The organism is Paraburkholderia sp. 32, assembly GCF_050435345.1.
Lineage (GTDB): Bacteria > Pseudomonadota > Gammaproteobacteria > Burkholderiales > Burkholderiaceae > Paraburkholderia > Paraburkholderia tuberum.
Genome location: NZ_JBNDKD010000003.1, coordinates 837522 through 859040, shown reverse-complemented (window position 1 = coordinate 859040; position 21519 = coordinate 837522). Strand labels below are relative to the sequence as shown.

At 63.7% G+C, this 21519-nt stretch carries 19 protein-coding genes; 16 read left to right on the top strand and 3 right to left on the bottom strand.

The genetic code is table 11. From position 1 onward, the window contains the following. Positions 1-5 precede the first annotated feature (5 nt). From bamA to OKW26_RS26605, 8 genes are all read left to right on the top strand, one after another. Entirely contained in the window at positions 6-2309 is a 2304-nt protein-coding gene (gene bamA / locus OKW26_RS26640) for an outer membrane protein assembly factor BamA (RefSeq protein WP_429355713.1), read from the top strand. An 89-nt stretch (positions 2310-2398) separates the two neighbouring features. Continuing rightward, complete coding sequence (locus OKW26_RS26635) at positions 2399-2920, top strand: OmpH family outer membrane protein (RefSeq protein WP_026225318.1); 522 nt, start codon at positions 2399-2401, stop codon at positions 2918-2920. 142 nt (positions 2921-3062) lie between these two features. Next, positions 3063-4175 (top strand): UDP-3-O-(3-hydroxymyristoyl)glucosamine N-acyltransferase, encoded by a 1113-nt coding sequence (gene lpxD / locus OKW26_RS26630; RefSeq protein ID WP_429355712.1) that lies wholly within the window; start codon positions 3063-3065, stop codon positions 4173-4175. 185 nt (positions 4176-4360) lie between these two features. Next, on the top strand, positions 4361-4825 hold the full coding sequence (gene fabZ / locus OKW26_RS26625) for a 3-hydroxyacyl-ACP dehydratase FabZ (RefSeq protein ID WP_006048683.1): 465 nt from the start codon (positions 4361-4363) through the stop codon (positions 4823-4825). A gap of 100 nt (positions 4826-4925) precedes the next feature. Beyond that, complete coding sequence (gene lpxA, locus OKW26_RS26620; RefSeq protein WP_184056892.1) at positions 4926-5714, top strand: acyl-ACP--UDP-N-acetylglucosamine O-acyltransferase; 789 nt, start codon at positions 4926-4928, stop codon at positions 5712-5714. A 3-nt stretch (positions 5715-5717) separates the two neighbouring features. Then, positions 5718-6887 (top strand): lipid-A-disaccharide synthase, encoded by a 1170-nt coding sequence (gene lpxB / locus OKW26_RS26615; RefSeq protein WP_184056890.1) that lies wholly within the window; start codon positions 5718-5720, stop codon positions 6885-6887. Beyond that, positions 6884-7633: a ribonuclease HII gene (gene rnhB / locus OKW26_RS26610; protein ID WP_090800573.1), complete on the top strand. Its 750-nt coding sequence runs from the start codon at positions 6884-6886 to the stop codon at positions 7631-7633. Before lpxB ends, rnhB begins: the two co-directional genes overlap by 4 nt. A gap of 92 nt (positions 7634-7725) precedes the next feature. Then, on the top strand, positions 7726-8514 hold the full coding sequence (locus tag OKW26_RS26605; protein WP_429355711.1) for a TrmH family RNA methyltransferase: 789 nt from the start codon (positions 7726-7728) through the stop codon (positions 8512-8514). 61 nt (positions 8515-8575) lie between these two features. On the opposite strand, the gene ppsR is transcribed toward OKW26_RS26605, so the two are convergent. After that, positions 8576-9391: a posphoenolpyruvate synthetase regulatory kinase/phosphorylase PpsR gene (gene ppsR / locus OKW26_RS26600; protein WP_090800570.1), complete on the bottom strand. Its 816-nt coding sequence runs from the start codon at positions 9389-9391 to the stop codon at positions 8576-8578. Between the two features lie 514 nt (positions 9392-9905). Here ppsR and ppsA point away from each other — a divergent pair. From ppsA to OKW26_RS26585, 3 genes are all read left to right on the top strand, one after another. Beyond that, the gene (gene ppsA / locus OKW26_RS26595) at positions 9906-12308 is read left to right on the top strand and encodes a phosphoenolpyruvate synthase (RefSeq protein WP_429355710.1); all 2403 of its coding nucleotides are present in this window, start codon (positions 9906-9908) and stop codon (positions 12306-12308) included. A 118-nt stretch (positions 12309-12426) separates the two neighbouring features. Further along, positions 12427-12882, top strand: coding sequence for an NfeD family protein (locus OKW26_RS26590; protein WP_187615354.1), 456 nt, complete (start codon positions 12427-12429; stop codon positions 12880-12882). An 87-nt stretch (positions 12883-12969) separates the two neighbouring features. Beyond that, positions 12970-13917 (top strand): SPFH domain-containing protein, encoded by a 948-nt coding sequence (locus OKW26_RS26585; RefSeq protein WP_429355709.1) that lies wholly within the window; start codon positions 12970-12972, stop codon positions 13915-13917. A gap of 100 nt (positions 13918-14017) precedes the next feature. On the opposite strand, the gene smpB is transcribed toward OKW26_RS26585, so the two are convergent. Further along, on the bottom strand, positions 14018-14464 hold the full coding sequence (gene smpB / locus OKW26_RS26580) for an SsrA-binding protein SmpB (RefSeq protein ID WP_013089686.1): 447 nt from the start codon (positions 14462-14464) through the stop codon (positions 14018-14020). A 100-nt stretch (positions 14465-14564) separates the two neighbouring features. On the opposite strand from smpB, the gene OKW26_RS26575 reads away from it, so the two are divergent. Next, a complete protein-coding gene (locus tag OKW26_RS26575; protein ID WP_018417666.1) occupies positions 14565-15002 on the top strand; it encodes a type II toxin-antitoxin system RatA family toxin in 438 nt (145 codons plus the stop codon). Then, positions 14999-15331: an RnfH family protein gene (locus OKW26_RS26570; RefSeq protein WP_090800565.1), complete on the top strand. Its 333-nt coding sequence runs from the start codon at positions 14999-15001 to the stop codon at positions 15329-15331. The genes OKW26_RS26575 and OKW26_RS26570 overlap by 4 nt, the downstream gene beginning before the upstream one ends. Positions 15332-15401: 70 nt before the next feature. Here the strand turns inward: OKW26_RS26570 and OKW26_RS26565 are convergent, their stop codons facing one another. After that, the gene (locus OKW26_RS26565; RefSeq protein WP_429355708.1) at positions 15402-16388 is read right to left on the bottom strand and encodes a DMT family transporter; all 987 of its coding nucleotides are present in this window, start codon (positions 16386-16388) and stop codon (positions 15402-15404) included. A gap of 306 nt (positions 16389-16694) precedes the next feature. Here OKW26_RS26565 and guaB point away from each other — a divergent pair, with 306 nt between their 5' ends. From guaB to guaA, 3 genes are all read left to right on the top strand, one after another. Beyond that, positions 16695-18155 carry an IMP dehydrogenase gene (gene guaB / locus OKW26_RS26560; RefSeq protein ID WP_429355707.1) on the top strand — a complete coding sequence of 487 codons (1461 nt, stop codon included), beginning with the start codon at positions 16695-16697 and terminating at the stop codon, positions 18153-18155. 6 nt (positions 18156-18161) lie between these two features. Then, positions 18162-18905, top strand: a complete 744-nt coding sequence (locus OKW26_RS26555) for a hypothetical protein (protein WP_429355706.1) — start codon at positions 18162-18164, stop codon at positions 18903-18905. 215 nt (positions 18906-19120) lie between these two features. Further along, positions 19121-20704, top strand: a complete 1584-nt coding sequence (gene guaA / locus OKW26_RS26550) for a glutamine-hydrolyzing GMP synthase (protein ID WP_429355705.1) — start codon at positions 19121-19123, stop codon at positions 20702-20704. Positions 20705-21519 lie beyond the last annotated feature (815 nt).

The window sequence follows — 21519 nt, the reverse complement described above, 5'->3', positions numbered from 1 at the left end:
GCACGTTGTTCAAACCTCATCGCTTTGGTCCAAAGACGGTTGTAGCCGCGGCGTTCGCCGCGCATGGGCTGGTTGCTCACGCAACGACGCCCTTCGTGGTGCAAGACATTCGCATTGAGGGATTGCAACGCGTCGAACCGGGCACGGTGTTCGCGTACCTGCCCATCAAGCAAGGCGATACCTTTTCCGACGACAAGGCGTCCGAAGCGATTCGCGCGCTGTACGCGACGGGCTTCTTCAACGACGTCAAGATCGCGACCGAAGGCAACGTGGTGATCGTGCAGGTGCAAGAGCGCCCGGCCATCGGCACGATCGACTTCGCCGGTATCCACGAGTTCGACAAGGACAATCTGATCAAGGCGCTGCGCGCGGTCGGGCTGTCGCAAGGCCGCTACTACGACAAGGCCCTCGTCGACAAGGCCGAGCAGGAACTGAAGCGCCAGTATCTGACGCGCGGTTTTTACGCGGCTGAAGTCACCACGACGATCACGCCGATCGACCGCAACCGCGTCGGCATCCTGTTCTCGGTGGCCGAAGGTCCGAGCGCGAAGATCCGTCAGATCAACTTCATCGGCAACAAGACATTCAGCACCGGCACGTTGCGCGACGAAATGCAGCTGTCCACGCCGAACTGGTTCTCGTGGTACACGAAGAACGACCTGTACGCGAAAGACAAGCTCACCGGCGACCTCGAGAACGTCCGCTCGTACTACCTGAACCGCGGCTATCTCGAGTTCAGCATCGAATCGACCCAGGTGTCGATTTCGCCTGACAAGAAGGACATGTACCTGACGGTCACGCTGCATGAAGGTCAGCCGTACACGATTTCGAACATCCGCCTCGCCGGCAATCTGCTCGACCGCGAAGCGGAACTGAAGAAGCTGATCAAGATCAAGCCGGGCGACCGCTTCTCGGCCGAAAAGCTGCAGGCCACCACGAAGGCGATCGTCGACAAGCTCGGCGAGTACGGCTACGCGTTCGCGACCGTCAATGCACAGCCGCAGATCGACCAGAACAACCACACCGTCGACCTGACGCTTCAGGTCGACCCGAGCCGTCGCGTGTACGTGCGCCGCATCAACGTGGTCGGCAACACGCGCACGCGCGACGAAGTGGTGCGCCGCGAAATGCGCCAGCTCGAAAGCTCGTGGTTCGATTCGAACCGCCTCGCGCTGTCGAAGGACCGTATCAACCGTCTCGGCTACTTCACCGACGTCGACGTGACCACGGTGCCGGTCGAAGGCACGCCCGACCAGGTCGACATCGACGTGAAGGTCGCCGAAAAACCGACCGGCGCGATCACGCTTGGCGCGGGCTTCTCATCGACGGACAAGGTGGTGCTGTCGGCGGGTATCTCGCAGGACAACGTGTTCGGCTCCGGCACGAGCCTCTCGGTGAACATCAATACCGCGAAGACGTACCGTACGCTGACGGTCACGCAGGTCGACCCGTACTTCACGGTGGACGGCATCAAGCGGATCACCGACGTCTACTACCGCACGTACCAGCCGCTGTACTATTCGACCGATTCGAGCTTCAAGATCGTCACGATCGGCGGTGACCTGAAGTTCGGCATTCCGTTCTCCGAAGTCGACACGGTGTTTTTCGGCGTCGGCTTCGAGCAGAACCAGCTCGACATCGACTCGAATACGCCGCAAAGCTATATCGACTACGTGAACCAGTTCGGCCGCGTGTCGAACAACGTACCGCTGACGGTCGGTTGGTCGCGCGACGCGCGTGACAGCGCGCTGGTGCCGAGCCGCGGCTACTTCACGCAGGTGAACGCCGAGTACGGCACGCCGATCGGGGGCACGCAGTACTACAAGGCCGACATCAACGCGCAGTACTATTACTCGTTCGCGCGTGGCTTCGTGCTGGGCTTCAACTTCCAGGGCGGCTACGGTAACGGCCTCGGCGGCAAGCCTTATCCGATCTTCAAGAACTACTTCGCCGGCGGTATCGGTTCGGTGCGCGGCTACGAGCCGAGCTCGCTCGGTCCGCGAGACGCGAAGACCAACGACCCGATCGGCGGCTCGAAGCTGCTCGTCGGCAATATCGAGCTCACGTTCCCGCTGCCGGGCACGGGCTACGATCGCACGCTGCGTGTGTTCACGTTCCTCGACGCCGGTAACGTATGGGGAACGGAAGGTAACAGCATCGGCGCAAATGGCCTGCGTTACGGCTACGGTGTGGGTCTCGCGTGGATCTCGCCGATCGGCCCGCTCAAGTTGAGCCTTGGCTTCCCGCTCACGAAGCACACTGGCGACCAGTACCAGAAGTTCCAGTTCCAGATCGGGACGGCGTTCTGATCGGGCGGCGGGTGTTCCCGGCGGCCGGCGTTGCCGGCGGCCGGCTGCGGCGGCGGACCCGGCCAAACTACAGTATCGAGAGGATGACTTTGCTAACCGGTATGTTTTCGAAACGTGTAGCGTGCGCATTGGCGCTGGCAATGACCCTCGGGGTCGGCATGGCGCACGCGCAGGAGGCGAGGATCGCCGCGGTGAATTCCGACCGCATCTTGCGCGAATCGGCGGCGGCGAAAGCCGCGCAGCTGAAGCTCGAGGCCGAATTCGCGAAGCGGGACAAGGATCTCGCCGACATGGCGCAAAAGCTCAAGTCGATGTCCGATGCACTCGACAAGAATGGCGCGACAATGTCGGCGACCGATCGCGCGCAAAAGCAGCGCGACCTGTCGCAGCTCGACTCGGACTTCCAACGCAAGCAGCGTGAGTTCCGCGAAGACCTGAACCAGCGCCGCAACGAGGAACTCGCGGCGGTGCTCGATCGCGCGAACAAGGTCATCAAGCAGATCGCCGAAACGCAGCACTACGATCTGATCGTCCAGGAAGCGGTGTACGTGAGCCCGCGCATCGATATCACCGACCAGGTGCTGAAGGCACTTGCGGCATCGGGCAACTGAGGGCAACTAAGGGCAATGAGGGCGACTGAGGGCGGCGCACGGTCGCCCCGCACGCCTCGGCGCGTGCCCTCGCAATGATTTGAATGGGACCAGAGTAAGCGCTAAAGCGCCAACTCTGGTCGACATTGGAGACAGGATAGGCATGGCATTTACGCTCGAGGACATCGTCCAGCGGTTCGGCGGTGAAGTAGTCGGTAACGGGGCGCAGCGCGTGAGCAGTCTTGCGCCGCTCGACCAGGCCGGCCCGGACCAGTTGGCGTTCCTCGCCAATCCGAAGTATCTGTCGCAGGTCGAAACGACCTGCGCCGGCGCAGTGCTGATCAATGCCGGCGACCTTGCGAAGCTCGCCTCGCGCGAAGCTCGAAACTTCATCGTCACGCCGAATCCCTACGCTTACTTTGCGCGCATCGCGCAAACCTTCATCGACCTGGCCGCGCCGAGGGCGGTCCCCGGCGTGCATCCGAGCGCAACCATCGATCCTTCCGCCCAGGTCGCCGCGAGCGCGGTGATCGGTCCGCGTGTCACCGTGGAAGCGGGCGCAGTGATCGGCGAGCACGCGCGGCTCGACGCCAACGTCGTAATCGGCCGCGGCACCCGCGTCGGGGCGAACTCACATCTGTATCCGAACGTGACCGTGTACCACGGCTGCAAGCTCGGCGAGCGCGTGATCGTCCACGCGGGCGCGGTGATCGGCTCGGACGGCTTCGGCTTCGCGCCCGACTTCGTCGGCGAGGGCGACGCACGCACCGGCAGTTGGGTCAAGATTCCGCAGGTCGGCGGCGTGTCGATCGCGAACGACGTCGAAATCGGCGCGAACACCACGATCGACCGCGGCGCGATGGCCGACACGATCATCGAGGAGTGCGTGAAGATCGACAACCTCGTGCAGATCGGCCACAACTGCAAGGTCGGCGCCTACACGGTGATCGCGGGCTGCGCGGGCATCGCGGGCAGCACGACCATCGGCCGTCATTGCATGATCGGCGGCGCGGTCGGCATTGCCGGACACGTGACGCTCGCCGATTACGTGATCGTCACCGCAAAGTCGGGCGTGTCGAAGTCGCTGCTGAAGCCCGGCATGTACACGAGCGCGTTCCCGGCCGTGAACCACGCGGACTGGAACAAAAGCGCCGCGCTGCTGCGCAATATCGACAAGCTTCGCGATCGCATCAAAGCGCTGGAGAACGCCACCGTCGACAAAGCCGGCAATGCCACTGACGGCGCCGCAGGTCAACCCGCAGGCAACAAGATCTGACAGTTATCCCGGCGACCCATCGGCACCGCGTAAAATACTGGTCGAGCATCGTGAAGCAAAGCCGGTGGCCGTGACCGGGTGGCACGACCACCGGTCATCAGAGGCGCCGGTCGTGCGCGTTTTCAACCCACCTGCACCAGCATCCGCAGTCATCATCGCGCAGTCAATGCGTGAGCAGAAACACCATGAGCACCGAAAAAATCAATCTCGACATTCATAAGATTCTCACGCTGCTGCCGCATCGTTATCCGATCCTGCTGGTCGACCGGGTGCTCGAACTCGAACCGCACAAGAGCATCAAAGCGTTGAAGAACGTGTCGATCAATGAGCCGTATTTCCAGGGACATTTCCCGACGCGGCCGGTGATGCCAGGCGTGCTGATCCTCGAAGCCCTCGCGCAGACCGCGGCGCTGCTGACGTTCTCGGAAGAGCCGAGCGATCCGTCGAACACGCTGTACCTGTTCGTCGGCATCGACAACGCGCGCTTCAAGCGCGTGGTGGAACCGGGCGATCAGCTGATCCTGAACTGCACGTTCGAGCGTCACATGCGCGGCATCTGGAAGTTCAAGGCGCGCGCCGAAGTGGATGGCGTCGTCGCGGCGGAAGCCGATCTGATGTGCGCGGTGCGCCACACGGACAAAGACGCGTAAAGCCCGCGTCGGGGCAGGTCGCGGCGCGGCAAGGCACGCGCGCGGCGGCCCTGACGGCAAGGCCATCCACACAACGCAACAGAATCAGAAGCGAGGACGCATGAGCAGGATCCATCCCACCGCGATCATCGAAGCGGGCGCGCAGCTGGACGAATCCGTCGAAGTCGGGCCCTATGCGGTGATCGGCGCACACGTGACGATCGGTGCGCGCAGCACGGTCGGCTCGCACAGCGTGATCGAAGGCTATACCACGCTCGGCGAAGACAACCGCATCGGCCATTACGCATCGGTCGGCGGACGTCCGCAGGACATGAAGTACCAGGACGAGCCGACCAGGCTCGTGATCGGCAACCGCAACATGATCCGCGAGTTCACGACGATCCACACCGGCACGGTGCAGGACGCGGGCGTCACCACGCTCGGCGACGACAACTGGATCATGGCCTACGTGCACATCGGTCACGACTGCCACGTCGGCAACAACGTGATCCTGTCGAGCAACGCGCAGATGGCCGGTCACGTGACGATCGGCGACTACGCGATCATCGGCGGCATGTCGGGCGTGCATCAGTTCGTGCGCATCGGTGCGCATTCGATGCTCGGCGGCGCCTCGGCGCTCGTGCAGGACGTGCCGCCGTATGTGATCGCCGCGGGCAACAAGGCCGAGCCGCACGGCATCAACGTCGAAGGGCTGCGTCGCCGCGGCTTCTCGGCCGACGCGATCTCGGTGCTGCGCACCGCGTATCGCGTGCTGTACAAGAACGGCCTGTCGCTCGAAGAAGCGAAGGTGCAACTGAAGGAACTCGGTTCGGCCGGCGGTGACGGCGACGCCCCGGTGCAGACGCTGCTCGCGTTCGTCGAAGCGTCGCAGCGCGGCATCATCCGCTAACCGATGACGTTGCAACCCAGTCCGCTGCGCGTCGCGATGGTGGCCGGCGAGCCGTCCGGCGACCTGCTCGCCGCGTCGCTGCTCGACGGCCTCGCCAGCCGGTTGCCGGCCGCCACGCAGTACTACGGCATCGGCGGTCCGCGCATGATCGCCGCGGGCTTCGACGCCCACTGGCCGATGGAAAGGCTGACGGTGCGCGGCTATGTCGAAGCACTGCGGCATATTCCTGAAATCCTCGGTATCCGCAACGAGCTCAAGCGTCAGCTGCTCGCCGAACCGCCGTCCGTGTTCGTCGGCGTCGACGCGCCCGACTTCAATTTCGGGCTCGAGCACGCACTGCGCGACGCCGGCATTCCGACCGTGCACTTCGTCTGCCCGTCCATCTGGGCGTGGCGTGGCGGGCGCATCAAGAAGATCGCCAAGGCCGTCGATCACATGCTGTGCGTGTTCCCGTTCGAAACCGCGCTGCTCGAAAAGGCGGGTGTCGCGGCGTCGTACGTCGGGCATCCGCTGGCCGATCAGATCCCGCTCGAACCCGACACCCTCGGTGCGCGCCGCGCACTCGGTCTCGCGGAAAGCGGGCCGGTGATCGCGGTGCTGCCGGGTAGCCGGCGCTCCGAGATCGACCTGATCGGCCCGACGTTCTTCGCGGCGATGGAGATGATGCAGCACCAGGAGCCCAGCGTGCGCTTCGTGATGCCGGCGGCGACGCCCGCGTTGCGCGCGTTGCTGCAGCCGCTCGTCGATGCGCATCCGGGCCTCGCGCTGACCATCACCGAAGGCCAGTCGCAACTCGCGATGACCGCCGCCGACGCGATTCTCGTGAAGAGCGGCACCGTCACGCTCGAAGCCGCGCTGCTGAAAAAGCCGATGGTGATTTCGTACAAGGTGCCCTGGCTGACCGGGCAGATCATGCGCCGCCAGGGCTATCTGCCGTACGTCGGCCTGCCGAACATCCTGGCCGGGCGTTTCGTGGTGCCGGAGATCCTGCAGCACTTCGCGACGCCGCAGGCGCTCGCCGAGGCGACGCTGAAACAGTTGCGCGACGAGGCGAACCGGCGCACGCTGAAGGAAATCTTCACGGAGATGCATCACGTGCTGAAGCAGAACACCGCGCAGCGCGCGGCCGAAGTCGTGGCGAGCGTCGTCGAGCAGCGGGCGGGGCGGCCATGACCGCCGCGGGCGCGCCTCGCCGGAAGATCGCGGCCACCGTTCGGGTAGTGGCGCAAGCCGGCCTGAACTTCGAGAGCGCCGACGACATCGTCTGCGGCGTCGACGAGGCAGGGCGCGGACCGCTGGCCGGTCCGGTCGTCGCGGCGGCGGTGATTTTCGATCCCGCCAAACCGATGATCCGTGGCCTCGACGATTCGAAGGTGCTGAGCGCACTCAAGCGTGAAGCGCTGTACGACAAGATCGTCGAGCGTGCGCTCGCGTACTGCGTCGCGTCGGCGACAGTCGAGGAAATCGATTCGCTGAACATCCTGCACGCCACCATGCTCGCGATGAAGCGCGCGGTCGAGGGCCTGTCGGTCGTGCCGACGCTCGTGAAGATCGACGGCAACCGTTGCCCGACGCTCAGCATCCGTAGCGAGGCGGTGATTGGCGGCGACGCGCTCGTGAAGAGCATCTCGGCGGCGTCGATTCTCGCGAAGGTCACGCGCGACCGCATGCTGGTCGAACTGCACCAGGCGTATCCGATGTACGGCTTCGACGCGCATGCCGGTTATGGCACGCCGCAGCATCTCGCGGCGCTGCGCGAGCATGGGCCGTGCGAGCATCATCGGCGATCGTTCGCGCCGGTGCGCGAAGCGCATTTGAGGTTCGGCACTGGCGTGCCGTTGCCGTCGGCGGACGCCGTCATCGTGGCCGACGCGCTGCTGCTCGACGACGATGCGTTCGGCGAAGCCGGCTTCGCGTGACCGACCCCATCAGCGCGGCTCGAGCGCGCTCCGCGCTTGCGTGCCGTTGATTGCCGCTGATTCCTTTTCCCTTCTCACCGCCTTCGCTGCCTGTGAAAGCCATCACCTCGCGGGACAATCCGCTCTACAAGCGCCTGAAGGCACTGGCCGGCTCGACGCATCAACAGCGCCGCAGCGGCCACGCGCTGCTCGAGGGCTTCCATCTCGCGAGCACGTATCTCGACGTCGCAGGTCAGCCGGAGCTATGCGTCGTCACCGACGGCGCGTTGGGTCACGACGAAGCGCAGGCGATCGTGTCACGGATCGACGAGCATCGGCTCGTGACGCTGCCGGATGCGTTGTTCGGACAGTTGTCGAATGTCGTGCATGGGGTCGGGATTCTGCTGCTCGTCGAGAAGCTCGACGCACCGCTGCCCGAGCGCGTCGAGCAAAACTGTCTCGTGCTCGACGGCGTGCAGGACGCGGGCAACGTCGGCTCGATTCTGCGCAGCGCAGCGGCTGCGGGTATCGGGCACGTGTTCTGCGCGCCGGGTACCGCATACGCGTGGTCGTCGAAGGTGCTGCGTTCCGGAATGGGCGCGCACTTCCTGTTGCAGATTCATGAGGATGTCGAAGCGCGTGCGCTGATCGAACGGCTCGCGGTACCGATCGTCATCACCGATTCGCACGGTGCCGAAGCGATCTATGACAGCGACCTGAGCAGGCCGCTCGCGTGGGTGTTCGGCAACGAAGGGGCGGGCGTGTCGCAGGCGTGGCGCGATGCCGTGTCGTTGCGGGTGACGATTCCGCAGCCCGGCGGTATGGAGTCGCTGAACGTGGCGGCCGCGGCGGCGGTCTGCGTGTTCGAGCAGTGCCGGCAGCAGCGCGGGCGCAAAAAATAGACTTAGTAAGTGGCGTTGCGAGGGCTCTGGCCCGGCAACGCAACGCCTGCTCGGCCATCCCTCAATACGACGGCCGATCCAGCTTGATCTCCTGCAGGATCGTCGTCGCGATCTCCTCGATCGACTTGTGCGTCGACGACAGCCACTTGATCCCCTCGCGCCGCATCATCGTTTCGGCTTCGTTGATCTCATAGCGGCAGTTTTCCGGCGCCGCATACTTGCTGCCTGGCCGCCGCTCGTTACGGATCTCCGACAGCCGCTGCGGATCGATCGACAAGCCGAACATCTTCTGTCGATGCTCGCGTAGCGGCGTCGGCAGCTTGCCGCGTTCGAAATCTTCGGGAATCAGCGGATAGTTCGCCGCTTTCACGCCGTACTGCATCGCCAGGTAAAGGCTCGTCGGCGTCTTGCCGCTGCGCGACACGCCGACGAGGATCACGTCGGCGTCTGCGAGATTGCGATTCGATTGACCGTCGTCGTGCGCGAGCGAGAAATTGATCGCCTCGATCCGGTTCTTGTACTCCTCGGTGTCCGCGTTCTGGTGGCCGCGCCCCATCGCGTGGCTCGACTTCAGTTCCAGTTCCTGCTCGAGCGGCTCGACGAAGGTCTGGAACATGTCGAGCACGAGCGCGTTCGAACCCTTCACGATCTGATTCGACGAGCTATCGACCAGCGTGGTGAACACGATCGGGCGACGGCCGTCCTGCACGACCGCTTCGTTGATCTTTTCGAGCGTTGCGTAGGCCTTCTCGGTCGAGTCGACGAATGGCACGCGGACCAGGCGGAATTTCTGGTCGAACTGGGAGAGGATCGAATGCGCGAAGGTTTCGGCAGTAATCCCGGTACCGTCTGAGACGATGAATACGGTGGGCGGCATCAGAGGAGTTGTGAACGTGAAAGGCAAATGAGCCGGAAAGCGCGAGCGCGACAACGCGCTCGAATCAAACCGCGCGGCGGCGGGCGCGCCACACTCGTGTCCCGCGCGGGCGGTCCCGCAAAAGCCCGCTGGCTCGGTCGGCGCGCGATTCGAGGCGCAATTCTCGACCGACTGCCACATTTCAGGAGTCGGCACGGTAGAATAGCGGCAACCTGTTGGATAAGCAATTGCAGGCGATTGGCCGCTAACTTGCCGCGAACGGTCGTTCAACGTCACGTTATCTAATGTCAATATGCGTTGAACGCAACAGATCGAGCGGTAAGTCCGCTCAACCGCGTTCTTCGGTGCTCCGCCTCGTGCGCCACGGCCGGCGCGCCATGCAACGCATCTCCGCCGTCCAGGCGATTGCTTATCTAACAGGTTGTGCAAGACACGGGGTCGAGGCTTCCAATGCGCTGCCCGTGTTCAAGCCCACTTGCACAGTCGTGAATTTCTTTCACACTTAGGGGCTTGTATGACTAACGCAGTTACCGTCGCAAAGGACAAGGCGTATGTAGTTCCGTTCGAGCAGTTGCGGATGACCGACGTGGAGATCGTCGGCGGCAAGAACGCGTCGCTGGGCGAGATGATCAGCCAGCTCGCCGAAGCCGGCGTGCGCGTGCCGACCGGCTTCGCGACCACCGCGCTCGCGTTCCGTGACTTCCTGCAGCACAACGATCTGACCGAGCGCATCGCCAAACGTCTCGAGACGCTCGACGTCGACGACGTGAAGGCGCTCGCCGAAGCGGGCAAGGAGATCCGTCAATGGATCGTCGACGCGCCGCTGCAGCCGCAGCTCGAGGCTGACATTCGCGCGGGGTTCGACACGCTGCAACAGAGCTCGCCCGAGGAGCTGTCGTTTGCCGTGCGTTCATCCGCGACCGCGGAAGACCTGCCGGACGCATCGTTCGCCGGTCAGCAGGAAAGCTACCTGAACGTGGTCGGCGTCGACGACGTGCTCGATCGCATGAAGCACGTGTTCGCGTCGCTGTATAACGACCGCGCCATCTCTTATCGCGTCCACAAGGGCTTCACGCATGCTGAAGTCGCGTTGTCGGCGGGCGTGCAGCGCATGGTGCGTTCGGACGTCGGCGCCGCGGGCGTGATGTTCACGCTGGACACCGAATCGGGCTTCAAGGACGCCGTCTTCATCACGTCGAGCTATGGCCTCGGCGAAACCGTCGTGCAGGGCGCGGTGAATCCGGACGAGTTCTACGTCTTCAAGACCACGCTCGCGCAGGGCAAGTACCCAATCATTCGCCGCTCGATCGGCTCGAAGCTGATCAAGATGGAGTTCACGAAGCCGGGCGAGCCGGGCCGCGTGAAGACCGTCGACGTCGCGCACGAACAGCGCAACCGCTTCTCGATCACCGACGAAGACGTGATCGAGCTCGCGAAGTACGCGGTGATCATCGAGAAGCACTACCAGCGTCCGATGGACATCGAGTGGGGCAAGGACGGCCGCGACGGCAAGATTTTCATCCTGCAGGCGCGTCCGGAAACGGTGAAGAGCCAGGGCGGCGGCAAGGCCGAGCAGCGCTTCAAGCTGAAGGGCCAGTCGAACGTGCTGGCAACGGGCCGCGCGATCGGTCAGAAGATCGGCGCGGGTCCGGTGCGCGTGGTCCACGACCCGTCGGAGATGGACCGCGTGCAGCCGGGTGACGTGCTCGTCGCCGACATGACCGATCCGAACTGGGAGCCGGTCATGAAGCGTGCGTCGGCAATCGTCACGAACCGTGGCGGCCGCACCTGCCATGCGGCGATCATCGCGCGTGAGCTGGGCGTGCCGGCCGTGGTCGGCTGCGGCGACGCGACCGACGTGCTGAAGGACGGCGCACTCGTCACCGTGTCGTGCGCTGAAGGCGACGAAGGCAAGATCTACGACGGCCTGCTCGAAACCGAAGTCACCGAAGTGCAGCGCGGCGAACTGCCGCCGATTCCGGTGAAGATCATGATGAACGTCGGCAATCCGCAGCTCGCATTCGACTTCTCGCAACTGCCGAACGCAGGTGTGGGTCTCGCGCGGCTCGAGTTCATCATCAACAACAACATCGGCGTGCACCCGAAGGCGATCCTCGAGTACCCGAACGTCGATCAGGACCTGAAGAAGGCGGTCGAAAGCGTCGCGCGCGGTCACGCCTCGCCGCGCGCGTTCTACGTCGACAAGCTGACCGAAGGTATCGCAACGATCGCGGCGGCGTTCTATCCGAAGCCCGTCATCGTGCGTCTGTCGGACTTCAAGTCGAACGAGTACAAGAAGCTGATCGGCGGCTCGCGCTATGAGCCGGACGAGGAAAACCCGATGCTGGGTTTCCGCGGCGCGTCGCGCTATATCGCGGAAGACTTCGCCGAGGCGTTCCAGATGGAATGCGTCGCGCTGAAGAAGGTGCGTGAAGAGATGGGCCTCGACAACGTCGAGATCATGGTGCCGTTCGTGCGTACGTTGAAGCAGGCGGAGCGCGTGGTCGGGCTGCTCGCGAAGTTCGGCCTGAAGCGCGGCGAGAAGGGCCTGCGTCTGATCATGATGTGCGAAGTGCCGACGAACGCGATCCTCGCGGAAGAGTTCCTGCAGTACTTCGACGGATTCTCGATCGGCTCGAACGACCTGACGCAGCTCACGCTCGGCCTCGACCGCGACTCGGGCATGGAACTGCTCGCGGTCGATTTCGACGAGCGTGATCCAGCGGTCAAGTTCCTGCTCAAGCGCGCGATCGAAACCTGTCTGCGTCTCGACAAGTACGTCGGTATCTGCGGCCAGGGGCCGTCGGATCATCCGGACTTCGCGCAATGGCTGACTGACGAAGGCATCAAGTCGATCTCGCTCAACCCCGACACGATCATCGATACGTGGCAGCAGCTGGCAAAGGCGAAGCAGTAACTCGCGAGGTAGCGAATGCCGCTTTCGCAGGCGGCATTCGGCACGCGTTAAAGGCACGTCCGCTTCGTGCTATAAACACCCCGGTAGAACCGGGGTGTTTTGCTTTGTGGAGGTCGACGTGGCGCCTGGTGGACTGTTCTGGTGGATCGGGGCGGGTGTGCTTGTCGTGCTGGAACTGATGAGCGGCACCTTCTATCTGTTGATGATCGCGTTCGGCTTCGTCGCGGCCGCGCTTGCGCGCATTGCCGGCGCCGGGACCGATCTGCAATTCGTAGTGGCGGCGCTGGTTGCGCTCGCGGCGGTCGTGGTGCTCAGACGTTCGCGCTTCGGCCGTCGTAGGCGCGAGCAGGCGTCGCGCAATCCGGATGTCAATCTGGATATCGGGCAGACGCTGAACGTGCCGGCCTGGCAGGGGCGCAAAGCACGCGCGACCTATCGTGGCGCGGCATGGGACATCGAGCTGGCCGCGGGCGAACCCGAAGACGCGCAGGTCTACGAGATCAGGGAGTTGCGGGGCAGTTGCCTCGTCGTCGTCGCGAGCCGGCAGCCGAAGGCGCGCGCGAGCGCGACCTGACGATCCGAGCGCCGGCCGCCCAAGCTGAAAACGCAGGCCCGACCAACCTGCGCACAACTATTCGAAGCAGAATCGGAGGGTAGCGATATGGATTCAACCATCGTCGGGGCAGTGCTGCTGATCGTCGTGATCATGCTCGCGTCGCAGACCATCAAGATCGTGCCGCAGCAGCATGCGTGGGTGCTCGAGCGCCTCGGCCGTTATCACGCGACGCTGACGCCGGGTCTGAGCTTCGCGTTCCCGTTCGTCGACCGGGTCGCGTACAAGCACGTGCTGAAGGAAATTCCTCTCGAAGTGCCGAGCCAGGTCTGTATTACGCGCGACAACACGCAACTGCAGGTCGACGGTGTGCTGTATTTCCAGGTCACCGATCCGATGAAGGCATCGTACGGATCGAGCAACTTCGTGTTCGCGATCACGCAGTTGTCGCAGACCACGCTGCGCTCGGTCATCGGCAAGCTGGAGCTGGACCGGACCTTCGAGGAGCGCGATTTCATCAATCGCAGCATCGTGTCCGCGCTGGACGAGGCGGCCGCGAACTGGGGCGTAAAAGTGCTGCGCTACGAGATCAAGGACCTGACGCCGCCCAAGGAAATCCTTCACGCGATGCAGGCGCAGATCACCGCCGAGCGCGAGAAACGCGCGCTGATCGCGGCATCGGAAGGGCGCAAGCAGGAGCAGATCAATATCGCGTCGGGCGGCCGCGAGGCGGCGATCCAGAAGTCCGAAGGCGAGCGTCAGGCAGCGATCAATCAGGCGCAGGGGCAGGCCGCGGCGATTCTGGCGGTGGCCGAGGCGAACGCGCAGGCGATCCAGAAGATCGCGGCGGCGATCCAGCTGAACGGCGGCATGGACGCGGTGAATCTGAAGGTGGCCGAACAGTACGTGAACGCGTTCTCGAACCTCGCCAGGCAGGGCACGACACTGATCGTGCCGGGCGACATGTCGAACATGAGTTCGATGATCGCGTCGGCGCTGACCATCGTGAACAAGAGCAAGGCGGCAGCGGAGCCGCCGCGCGGCGACTTGCGCTGACGAACGGGCAATGCATGCGCAATGAGCGCGTGACGTAAAAGCAAATGGCCCGCACATCGATGCGCGGGCCATTTTTGCATGAGCCGGAAACGAATCGCGTTCAGGTCGGCGAGCGCATCAAGCGCGCCTTCTCGCGCTCCCAGTCGCGCTTCTTCTCGGTCTCGCGCTTGTCGTGCATCTTCTTGCCCTTCGCGAGACCGATCTCGCATTTGACGCGACCGTTCTTGTAGTGAAAATTCAGCGGCACGAGCGTGTAGCCGCGCTGCTCGACCTTGCCGATCAGCTTGCTGATCTCCTCGCTATGCAGCAGCAACTTGCGCGTGCGCACCGGGTCGGGATGGATGTGCGTCGACGCTTCGGGCAGCGGGCTGATGTGCGTGCCGATCAGGAACAGCTCGCCGTTGCGGATCACCACGTAGCCTTCCTTGATCTGGCCGCGCCCGGCGCGCAACGCCTTGACCTCCCATCCTTCGAGCACGAGGCCTGCCTCATAGCGTTCCTCGACCGAGTAGTCGTAGAAGGCTTTTCTGTTGTCTATGATGCTCATGAATGGAAAGTGCCCAACTCGTTTAAAATCACGATTTTAGCAAAGCGGGGCAAGGAAAGCCCGCGGCGCTCGTCCACCGTTGCCACGCGCTGTTCAATTTATGGCAGATGTCCAGAAAACCGTTTTGATTCGCCACTCGGCGGAGCAGATGTTCGACCTCGTCACCGACGTCGACGATTACCCCAAGTTCCTGCCATGGTGCGGGGGCATCGAAATTCGTCACCGGGACGACACCAGCATGGAGGCGAGGATCGATATCAACTTCAAGGGCATCAAGCAGCATTTCGCCACGCGCAACTCGATGGAGCGCCCCACGCGCATCGACATGGAATTCGCCGACGGTCCGTTTCGCAAGTTCACCGGTTTCTGGCGCTTCACGCCGCTGCGCGCCGATGCGTGCAAGATCGAATTCGCGCTGCACTACGAGTTCACCAGCATCCTGCTCGAGAAGATCATCGGGCCGGTGTTCAATCACATCGCCAATACCTTCGTCGAATCTTTCGTGAAGCGCGCCAACCAGCGCTATGGTCAGTCATGAGCGCGCGGCTAACGGTCGAGGTCTGCTATGCGCTCGCTGCCGAGCAGGCGCTGATTGCGGTCGAGTTGCCCGCGGGCGCGACGCTGCAACAGGCGATCGGCGCAAGCGGGATTCTGCAGCGCTTTCCGTCGATCGATCTGAACACGCAGAAGGTGGGCGTGTTCGGCAAGCTCAAGCCGCTCGATACGGTGCTGGCCGACCATGATCGCGTCGAGATTTACCGGCCGTTGCTGGTGGATCCGAAGGTGTCGCGCCAACGCCGCGTCGAAAAGACACGCAAGGCGGGGTCGATCGAGGGGCGGCGTTGGTTGAACAAGGATTCGCGCTAGGCGGCGCTAGTTGGGGGGCGGCGGACTTTTTTCGCGCGCCGCCCGTTTTGCATCATCGCGTCACGTCACCTCAAGGCGCCGCCGTCTGCGCCTTATCGTTCATGCCCTCGATGCGCGCCGCACCCGACGAATCGTCGTCCGAATGCCGGCGCACCGACCACCAGACCCCCGCCACCAGCAGCAGGATCGCCGCGAGTTCGAGCGGGCGCGGCAGGCGCTCGTCGTAAATGAACGCGTAAAGCAGCGCGAACAGCGTCTCGAACACGATCATCTGGCCGGACAGCGTTAGCGGCAGCCGTTTTGCCGCGGCATTCCACAGGCCGTTGCCGAGCCACGACGCGCCGATCGCGAGTGCGAGGTTGAGCAGCCAGAACGTGTGCCAGCGCGGGTCGGCCAACTCACCGTGCGGGCCGCCCGACGGCAGCACCGCGACCACGAGCCACAACGCGCCGCCGAGCGCGCCAGTCACGACGCCCCACAGCACCGACCACTCATTGCCGCTGAAATGCGTCTGACGCTGCAGGTAACGGGCGTTCTCGACCGCGAACCAGGTCCAGCAGATGAGCGCGCCCACCGCGCAGGCCACGCCGAGCAGGCGCGTCGCGATGCTCACCGGCGCCGCGCCGGCCACCGGAAAGAGGTCGATATTGATGCAGACGATGCCCGCCATCACGGTCGCGAGCGGCCATGCGAGGCGCGTGAGCGGCACCGCGCCGTGATCGCGCCGGCCGACCAGCGTGACCGTGACCGGCAGCACGCCGACGATCAGCGAGGCCGGCGCGATTCCGATCAGGTGCACGGCGGCCGTCAGCAGCAGGTAATAGACGATATTGCCGGCCAGCGCGAGCTTGACGAGCGCGATCAGATCCTCGCGGCTCAGCCGTTTGGCGAGCGAACGCGCGATCGGCAGCGCCGCGGCGAGCGACACGACGCCGTACATCGAGTAGCGGCCGGCGACGAGCAGGAGCGGGGAGAAGTCGGGCAGCACCCGCGGCACCAGAAACACCATGCCCCACAAGGCTCCGGCCATGACGCCATATACGACACCGCGCTGCATCGACTGCCTCTGCTGGATAAACTGGAATGGCCGGCAGAATAGCGGTTTTGCGAGCGGGGCGTCTTGTTCGATCCTGCATTCAGGCCGCTCGACAGGGTACGTGCCGCGAAAATGCCGCCGGCTCTGCTCCGGTTTCGCCTGCGAACGCGCAAACGAAACCCGTTCGAACCCGACGCGAACAGGCGAGCGAAATCGACGCAGGCGGGAGCGGCAAAAAATCGTCTGAAATTCGCTAAGCTGCTGTTCGCGCAGTGAAAACCGGGGTGGTATCGCGTATAATTCGCTTTTGCGCCTATAGGATTTGCCATGCGTCTGATCCAAACAGCACTCACGTTCGATGACGTGCTCCTCGTCCCGGCCTTCTCCGATGTTCTGCCGCGCGACACCAGCCTCAAGACCCGGCTGACCCGCAACATCTCCCTCAACATGCCGCTCGTGTCCGCCGCGATGGACACGGTCACCGAAGCACGTCTGGCAATCGCCATGGCGCAAATGGGCGGCGTCGGCATCATCCACAAGAACCTCACGCCGGCCGAGCAGGCGCGTGAAGTCGCGAAGGTCAAGCGTTTCGAGTCGGGCGTCGTGCGCGATCCGATCACCGTGCCGCCGCATATGAAAGTGCGCGACGTGATCGCACTGTCGCGCCAGCATGGCATTTCGGGCTTCCCGGTCGTCGAGGGCTCGCAGCTCGTCGGCATCGTGACGAATCGCGACCTGCGCTTCGAAGAGCGTCTGGACGAGCCGGTGCGCAACATCATGACGCCGCGCGAGCGCCTCGTCACTGTCAAGGAAGGCACGCCGCTCGCCGAAGCGAAGGCGCTGATGCACAGCCACCGCCTCGAGCGCGTGCTGGTCATCAACGACGCATTCGAACTGCGCGGCCTGATGACCGTCAAGGACATCACCAAGCAGACCGAGCACCCGGATGCATGCAAGGACGAGCACGGCAAGCTGCGCGCGGGCGCGGCGGTCGGCGTCGGCGCGGACAACGAAGAGCGCGTCGAGCTGCTCGTGCAGGCCGGCGTCGACGTGATCGTCGTCGATACCGCGCATGGCCACAGCATGGGCGTGCTCGAGCGCGTCAAGTGGGTCAAGCAGAACTTCCCGCACGTCGAGGTGATCGGCGGCAACATCGCAACCGCCGCGGCCGCCAGGGCGCTCGTCGAATACGGCGCGGACGGCGTCAAGGTCGGTATCGGCCCGGGCTCCATCTGCACGACGCGAATCGTCGCAGGCGTCGGCGTGCCGCAGGTCACCGCTATCTCCAACGTGTCCGAAGCGCTGAGTGGCACCGGCGTGCCGGTCATCGCCGACGGCGGCGTGCGCTTCTCGGGCGACGTCAGCAAGGCGCTCGCGGCGGGCGCCAGCGCGGTCATGATGGGCAGCATGTTCGCCGGTACCGAGGAGTCGCCGGGCGATGTATTCCTGTACCAGGGCCGCCAGTACAAGTCGTACCGTGGCATGGGCTCGGTCGGCGCCATGAAGGACGGCGCGGCGGACCGGTACTTCCAGGACAACTCGGCCAACATCGACAAGCTGGTGCCGGAGGGCATCGAAGGTCGCGTCGCGTACAAGGGTTCGGTCAACGCAATCCTGTTCCAGCTGATCGGCGGCGTGCGCGCGAGCATGGGCTACTGCGGCTGCCGCACCATCGCCGAAATGAACGAGAAGGCCGAGTTCGTGCAGATCACCGGTGCGGGCCTGCGCGAGTCGCATGTGCACGATGTGCAAATCACCAAGGAAGCGCCCAACTACCACGTGGACTAAACGCCCATGAAGCCACTGCTGCGCGTTGTACTGATCCTCGATGCGTTGTTGCTGCTGGCGTTCGGCCTGCTGTTCGTGCTGACGCCGTGGACCTCGCTGTACGACGCGTTGCAACTGGTGCCAACGGAGCCGATGCTGGTCGGCCAGGCGTTCGGCGTCGCGCTGATCGGGCTCGCGTGGCTCGCGGTGCATGCGTCGTTCGACGGGGCGCTGACCTCGACGGTCGCGAAGGTCGTCGGTCATGTGCACTGGCTGATCGGCGTGCTGATGCTGGTCTGGCTGCTCGGGCTGCATACGCCGTCGCTGACCGGTTTCGGCCAGATGGTGGCGGTGCTGGCCGGTGTGGTGCTGGTGGTGATCGGGCTCGGCGGCGTGCGACTGTCGGGTGCGGTGCGGCGGCGCGAGAAGGGGATCGTGATCAAGCCCTCGTCGAGCAAGGCCGACAGTCGTGCCGATAAGCGTGCCGCGAAAGAGGCCGAAAAGGATGCCGCACGGGAGCGTGAACCCGAACGCGACAACGCGCGCGAGCCACATGCCTCAGCGGGCTTTCCGGTCTATCACGCCGAGCCGGTGCCAGAGCCCGTCGTGCCGGTCACGCGGCCGGCCAATCCGGCTGCCGCGGCTTCCGTTGCCACTACCGCGCCGCTTCATCCGGCCGCAAGCGAGCCCGGCCAGAGCGAGTCCGAACGCGCCGCGCGCGACACCAGCAACGACGTGCCCGGCGCACCCCGCCCGCCGTTTCATGGTTGAAGCGCCGCGCGCCAGGCCGTTTGCCGAAGCTAGCGGATTTCGTTCGCGCGCATCGCAGGCGGCGAGTTCCGTGGTTGGCCGCGCCCTTGTGCTTCATCGTAATGTTGGCTGTCCGCGCCGCGCCAAGACCGTCGCCGCGCGGACCGCTTTGAATTCGACGCCGCGCCTCGCGCGCGGCATTCCGTATCCGCTCACTTCTGATTCCGTCCGCTGCCATGCATGACAAGATCCTGATTCTCGACTTCGGTTCGCAAGTCACCCAACTGATTGCACGTCGCGTTCGCGAAGCCAACGTGTATTCGGAAATCCATCCGTACGACGTCGACGCGTCGTTCATCCGCGACTTCGCGCCGAAGGGCGTGATTCTGTCGGGCGGCCCGAGCTCGGTCACCGAGGAAGACACGCCGCGCGTGCCGCAAGCCGTGTTCGAACTCGGCGTGCCGGTGCTCGGCATCTGCTACGGCATGCAGGCGATGGCGCAGCAGCTCGGCGGCAAGGTCGACATCGGTCATCTGCGCGAATTCGGCTACGCCGAAGTGCGCGCGCGCAACCATACGAGCCTGCTCGAAGGCATCAGCGACTTCACCACGTCCGAAGGCCACGGCATGCTGAAGGTATGGATGAGCCACGGCGACAGGGTGCTGGAGATGCCGCCGGGTTTCGCGCTGATGGCATCGACGGAATCGTGCCCGATCGCCGCGATGGCCGACGAGCAGCGCCGCTTCTATGGCCTGCAATGGCATCCGGAAGTCACGCACACGGTGCAGGGCCGCGCGATGCTCGAGCGCTTCGTGCTGCAGATCTGCGGCGCGAAGGCCGATTGGGAAATGGGCCACTACATCGACGAAGCCGTCGCGAAGATTCGCGAGCAGGTCGGTAACGAGCACGTCATTCTGGGCTTGTCGGGCGGCGTGGATTCGTCGGTGGCGGCGGCGCTGCTGCACCGCGCGATCGGCGATCAACTGACCTGCGTGTTCGTCGACCATGGCCTGCTGCGCCTGAACGAAGCCGAGCAGGTGATGGCGCTGTTCGCCGATCACCTTGGCGTGAAGGTGATTCACGTCGACGCGAGCCAAGCATTCCTCGGTAAGCTCGCCGGCGTGACCGATCCTGAAGCGAAGCGCAAGATCATCGGCGCGGAGTTCGTCGAAGTGTTCCAGGCCGAAGCCGGCAAGCTGACCGACGCGAAGTGGCTGGCACAAGGCACGATCTATCCGGACGTGATCGAATCGGCGGGCAAGGGCAAGAAGGCCGCGCAAACCATCAAGAGCCACCACAACGTCGGTGGTCTGCCGGAGACGCTGAACCTGAAGCTGCTCGAACCGTTGCGCGAGCTGTTCAAGGACGAAGTGCGCGAGCTTGGCGTGAAGCTGGGTCTGCCGCACTCGATGGTGTATCGCCATCCGTTCCCGGGTCCGGGTCTGGGCGTGCGGATCCTCGGCGAAGTGAAGCGCGATTTCGCGGACCTGCTGCGCCGCGCGGACGCGATTTTCATCGAGACGCTGCGCAACACGATCGACAAGGAAACCGGCAAGTCGTGGTACGACCTGACGAGCCAGGCGTTCGCGGTGTTCCTGCCGGTCAAGAGCGTCGGCGTGATGGGCGACGGGCGCACCTACGAGTACGTCGTCGCGTTGCGCGCGGTGCAGACGCTCGACTTCATGACCGCGCATTGGGCGCATCTGCCGCATGAACTGCTTGGGCATGTGTCGAACCGGATCATCAACGAAGTTCGCGGGATCAACCGGGTCGTCTACGACATCTCGGGGAAGCCGCCTGCGACGATCGAGTGGGAATGAAGGTAAAAATATCTCAATTAAATCAATGGCTTATGAGGTATGTTCGGATTGTCTATCAGAGTGCAACGTTGCCTCTAAGTATTTGATTTTTAATGGGTATCTCCACCATTCCGTAGAAAGCTGGGCGTCTTCGACGGTATCAAAGACGGTACAAGTGTCGGTAAACCGGACGGTATGGTTCCGTTCGAAATTCGGGTTTCAATTGTTACCGTCAATGCGATTCCGGGCATGACGGTAAAGTTTTCCCCGAAAAGCTAGACTCCGCGTGGGTTTGCGGGCGTCTGTAGGTCTTGTGGTTGGTGACGGTAAAAAGTCGTCCCAACCACGAGAACGACACACGATGCTCACCGAATTCGCGCTTCGCAACCTCAAGCCCCGTACAACTCTGTACAAGATTGCCGACCAGCCTTTCTGAGCGTCATTCGTCAGCTTCGGTACTACATGCCAGGGCTTCATGAAGCCGGGTTTCGGTCGTGCGCAAGCTCGTACACGGACAGCAATTTCCGCTGTCCACGGCACGTGTACCGACGTAGATTTTGGACAATTCTGTAGTGGCGGAAAGTTGGCCAGGTGAAGAAAAGCCGCACCCTGCGGCTTTTCTGCGCACTCGTCATGCCAGTCGGAGCATGAGTGTGAGGGTATGAATCGGAGACGGTGTGAGCCCGTACGACTCATAGAAAGCCGCTGCGTGTGCGTCAATCGCATGCACAAGCATCGCACGTACGCCAAGATCTTTTGCGATCGAGCTAGCGCGATTGAGGACGTCCTTCAAAAGGGCAGTGCCGAGTTGGATGCCTTTTGTATTTACGTCTCGC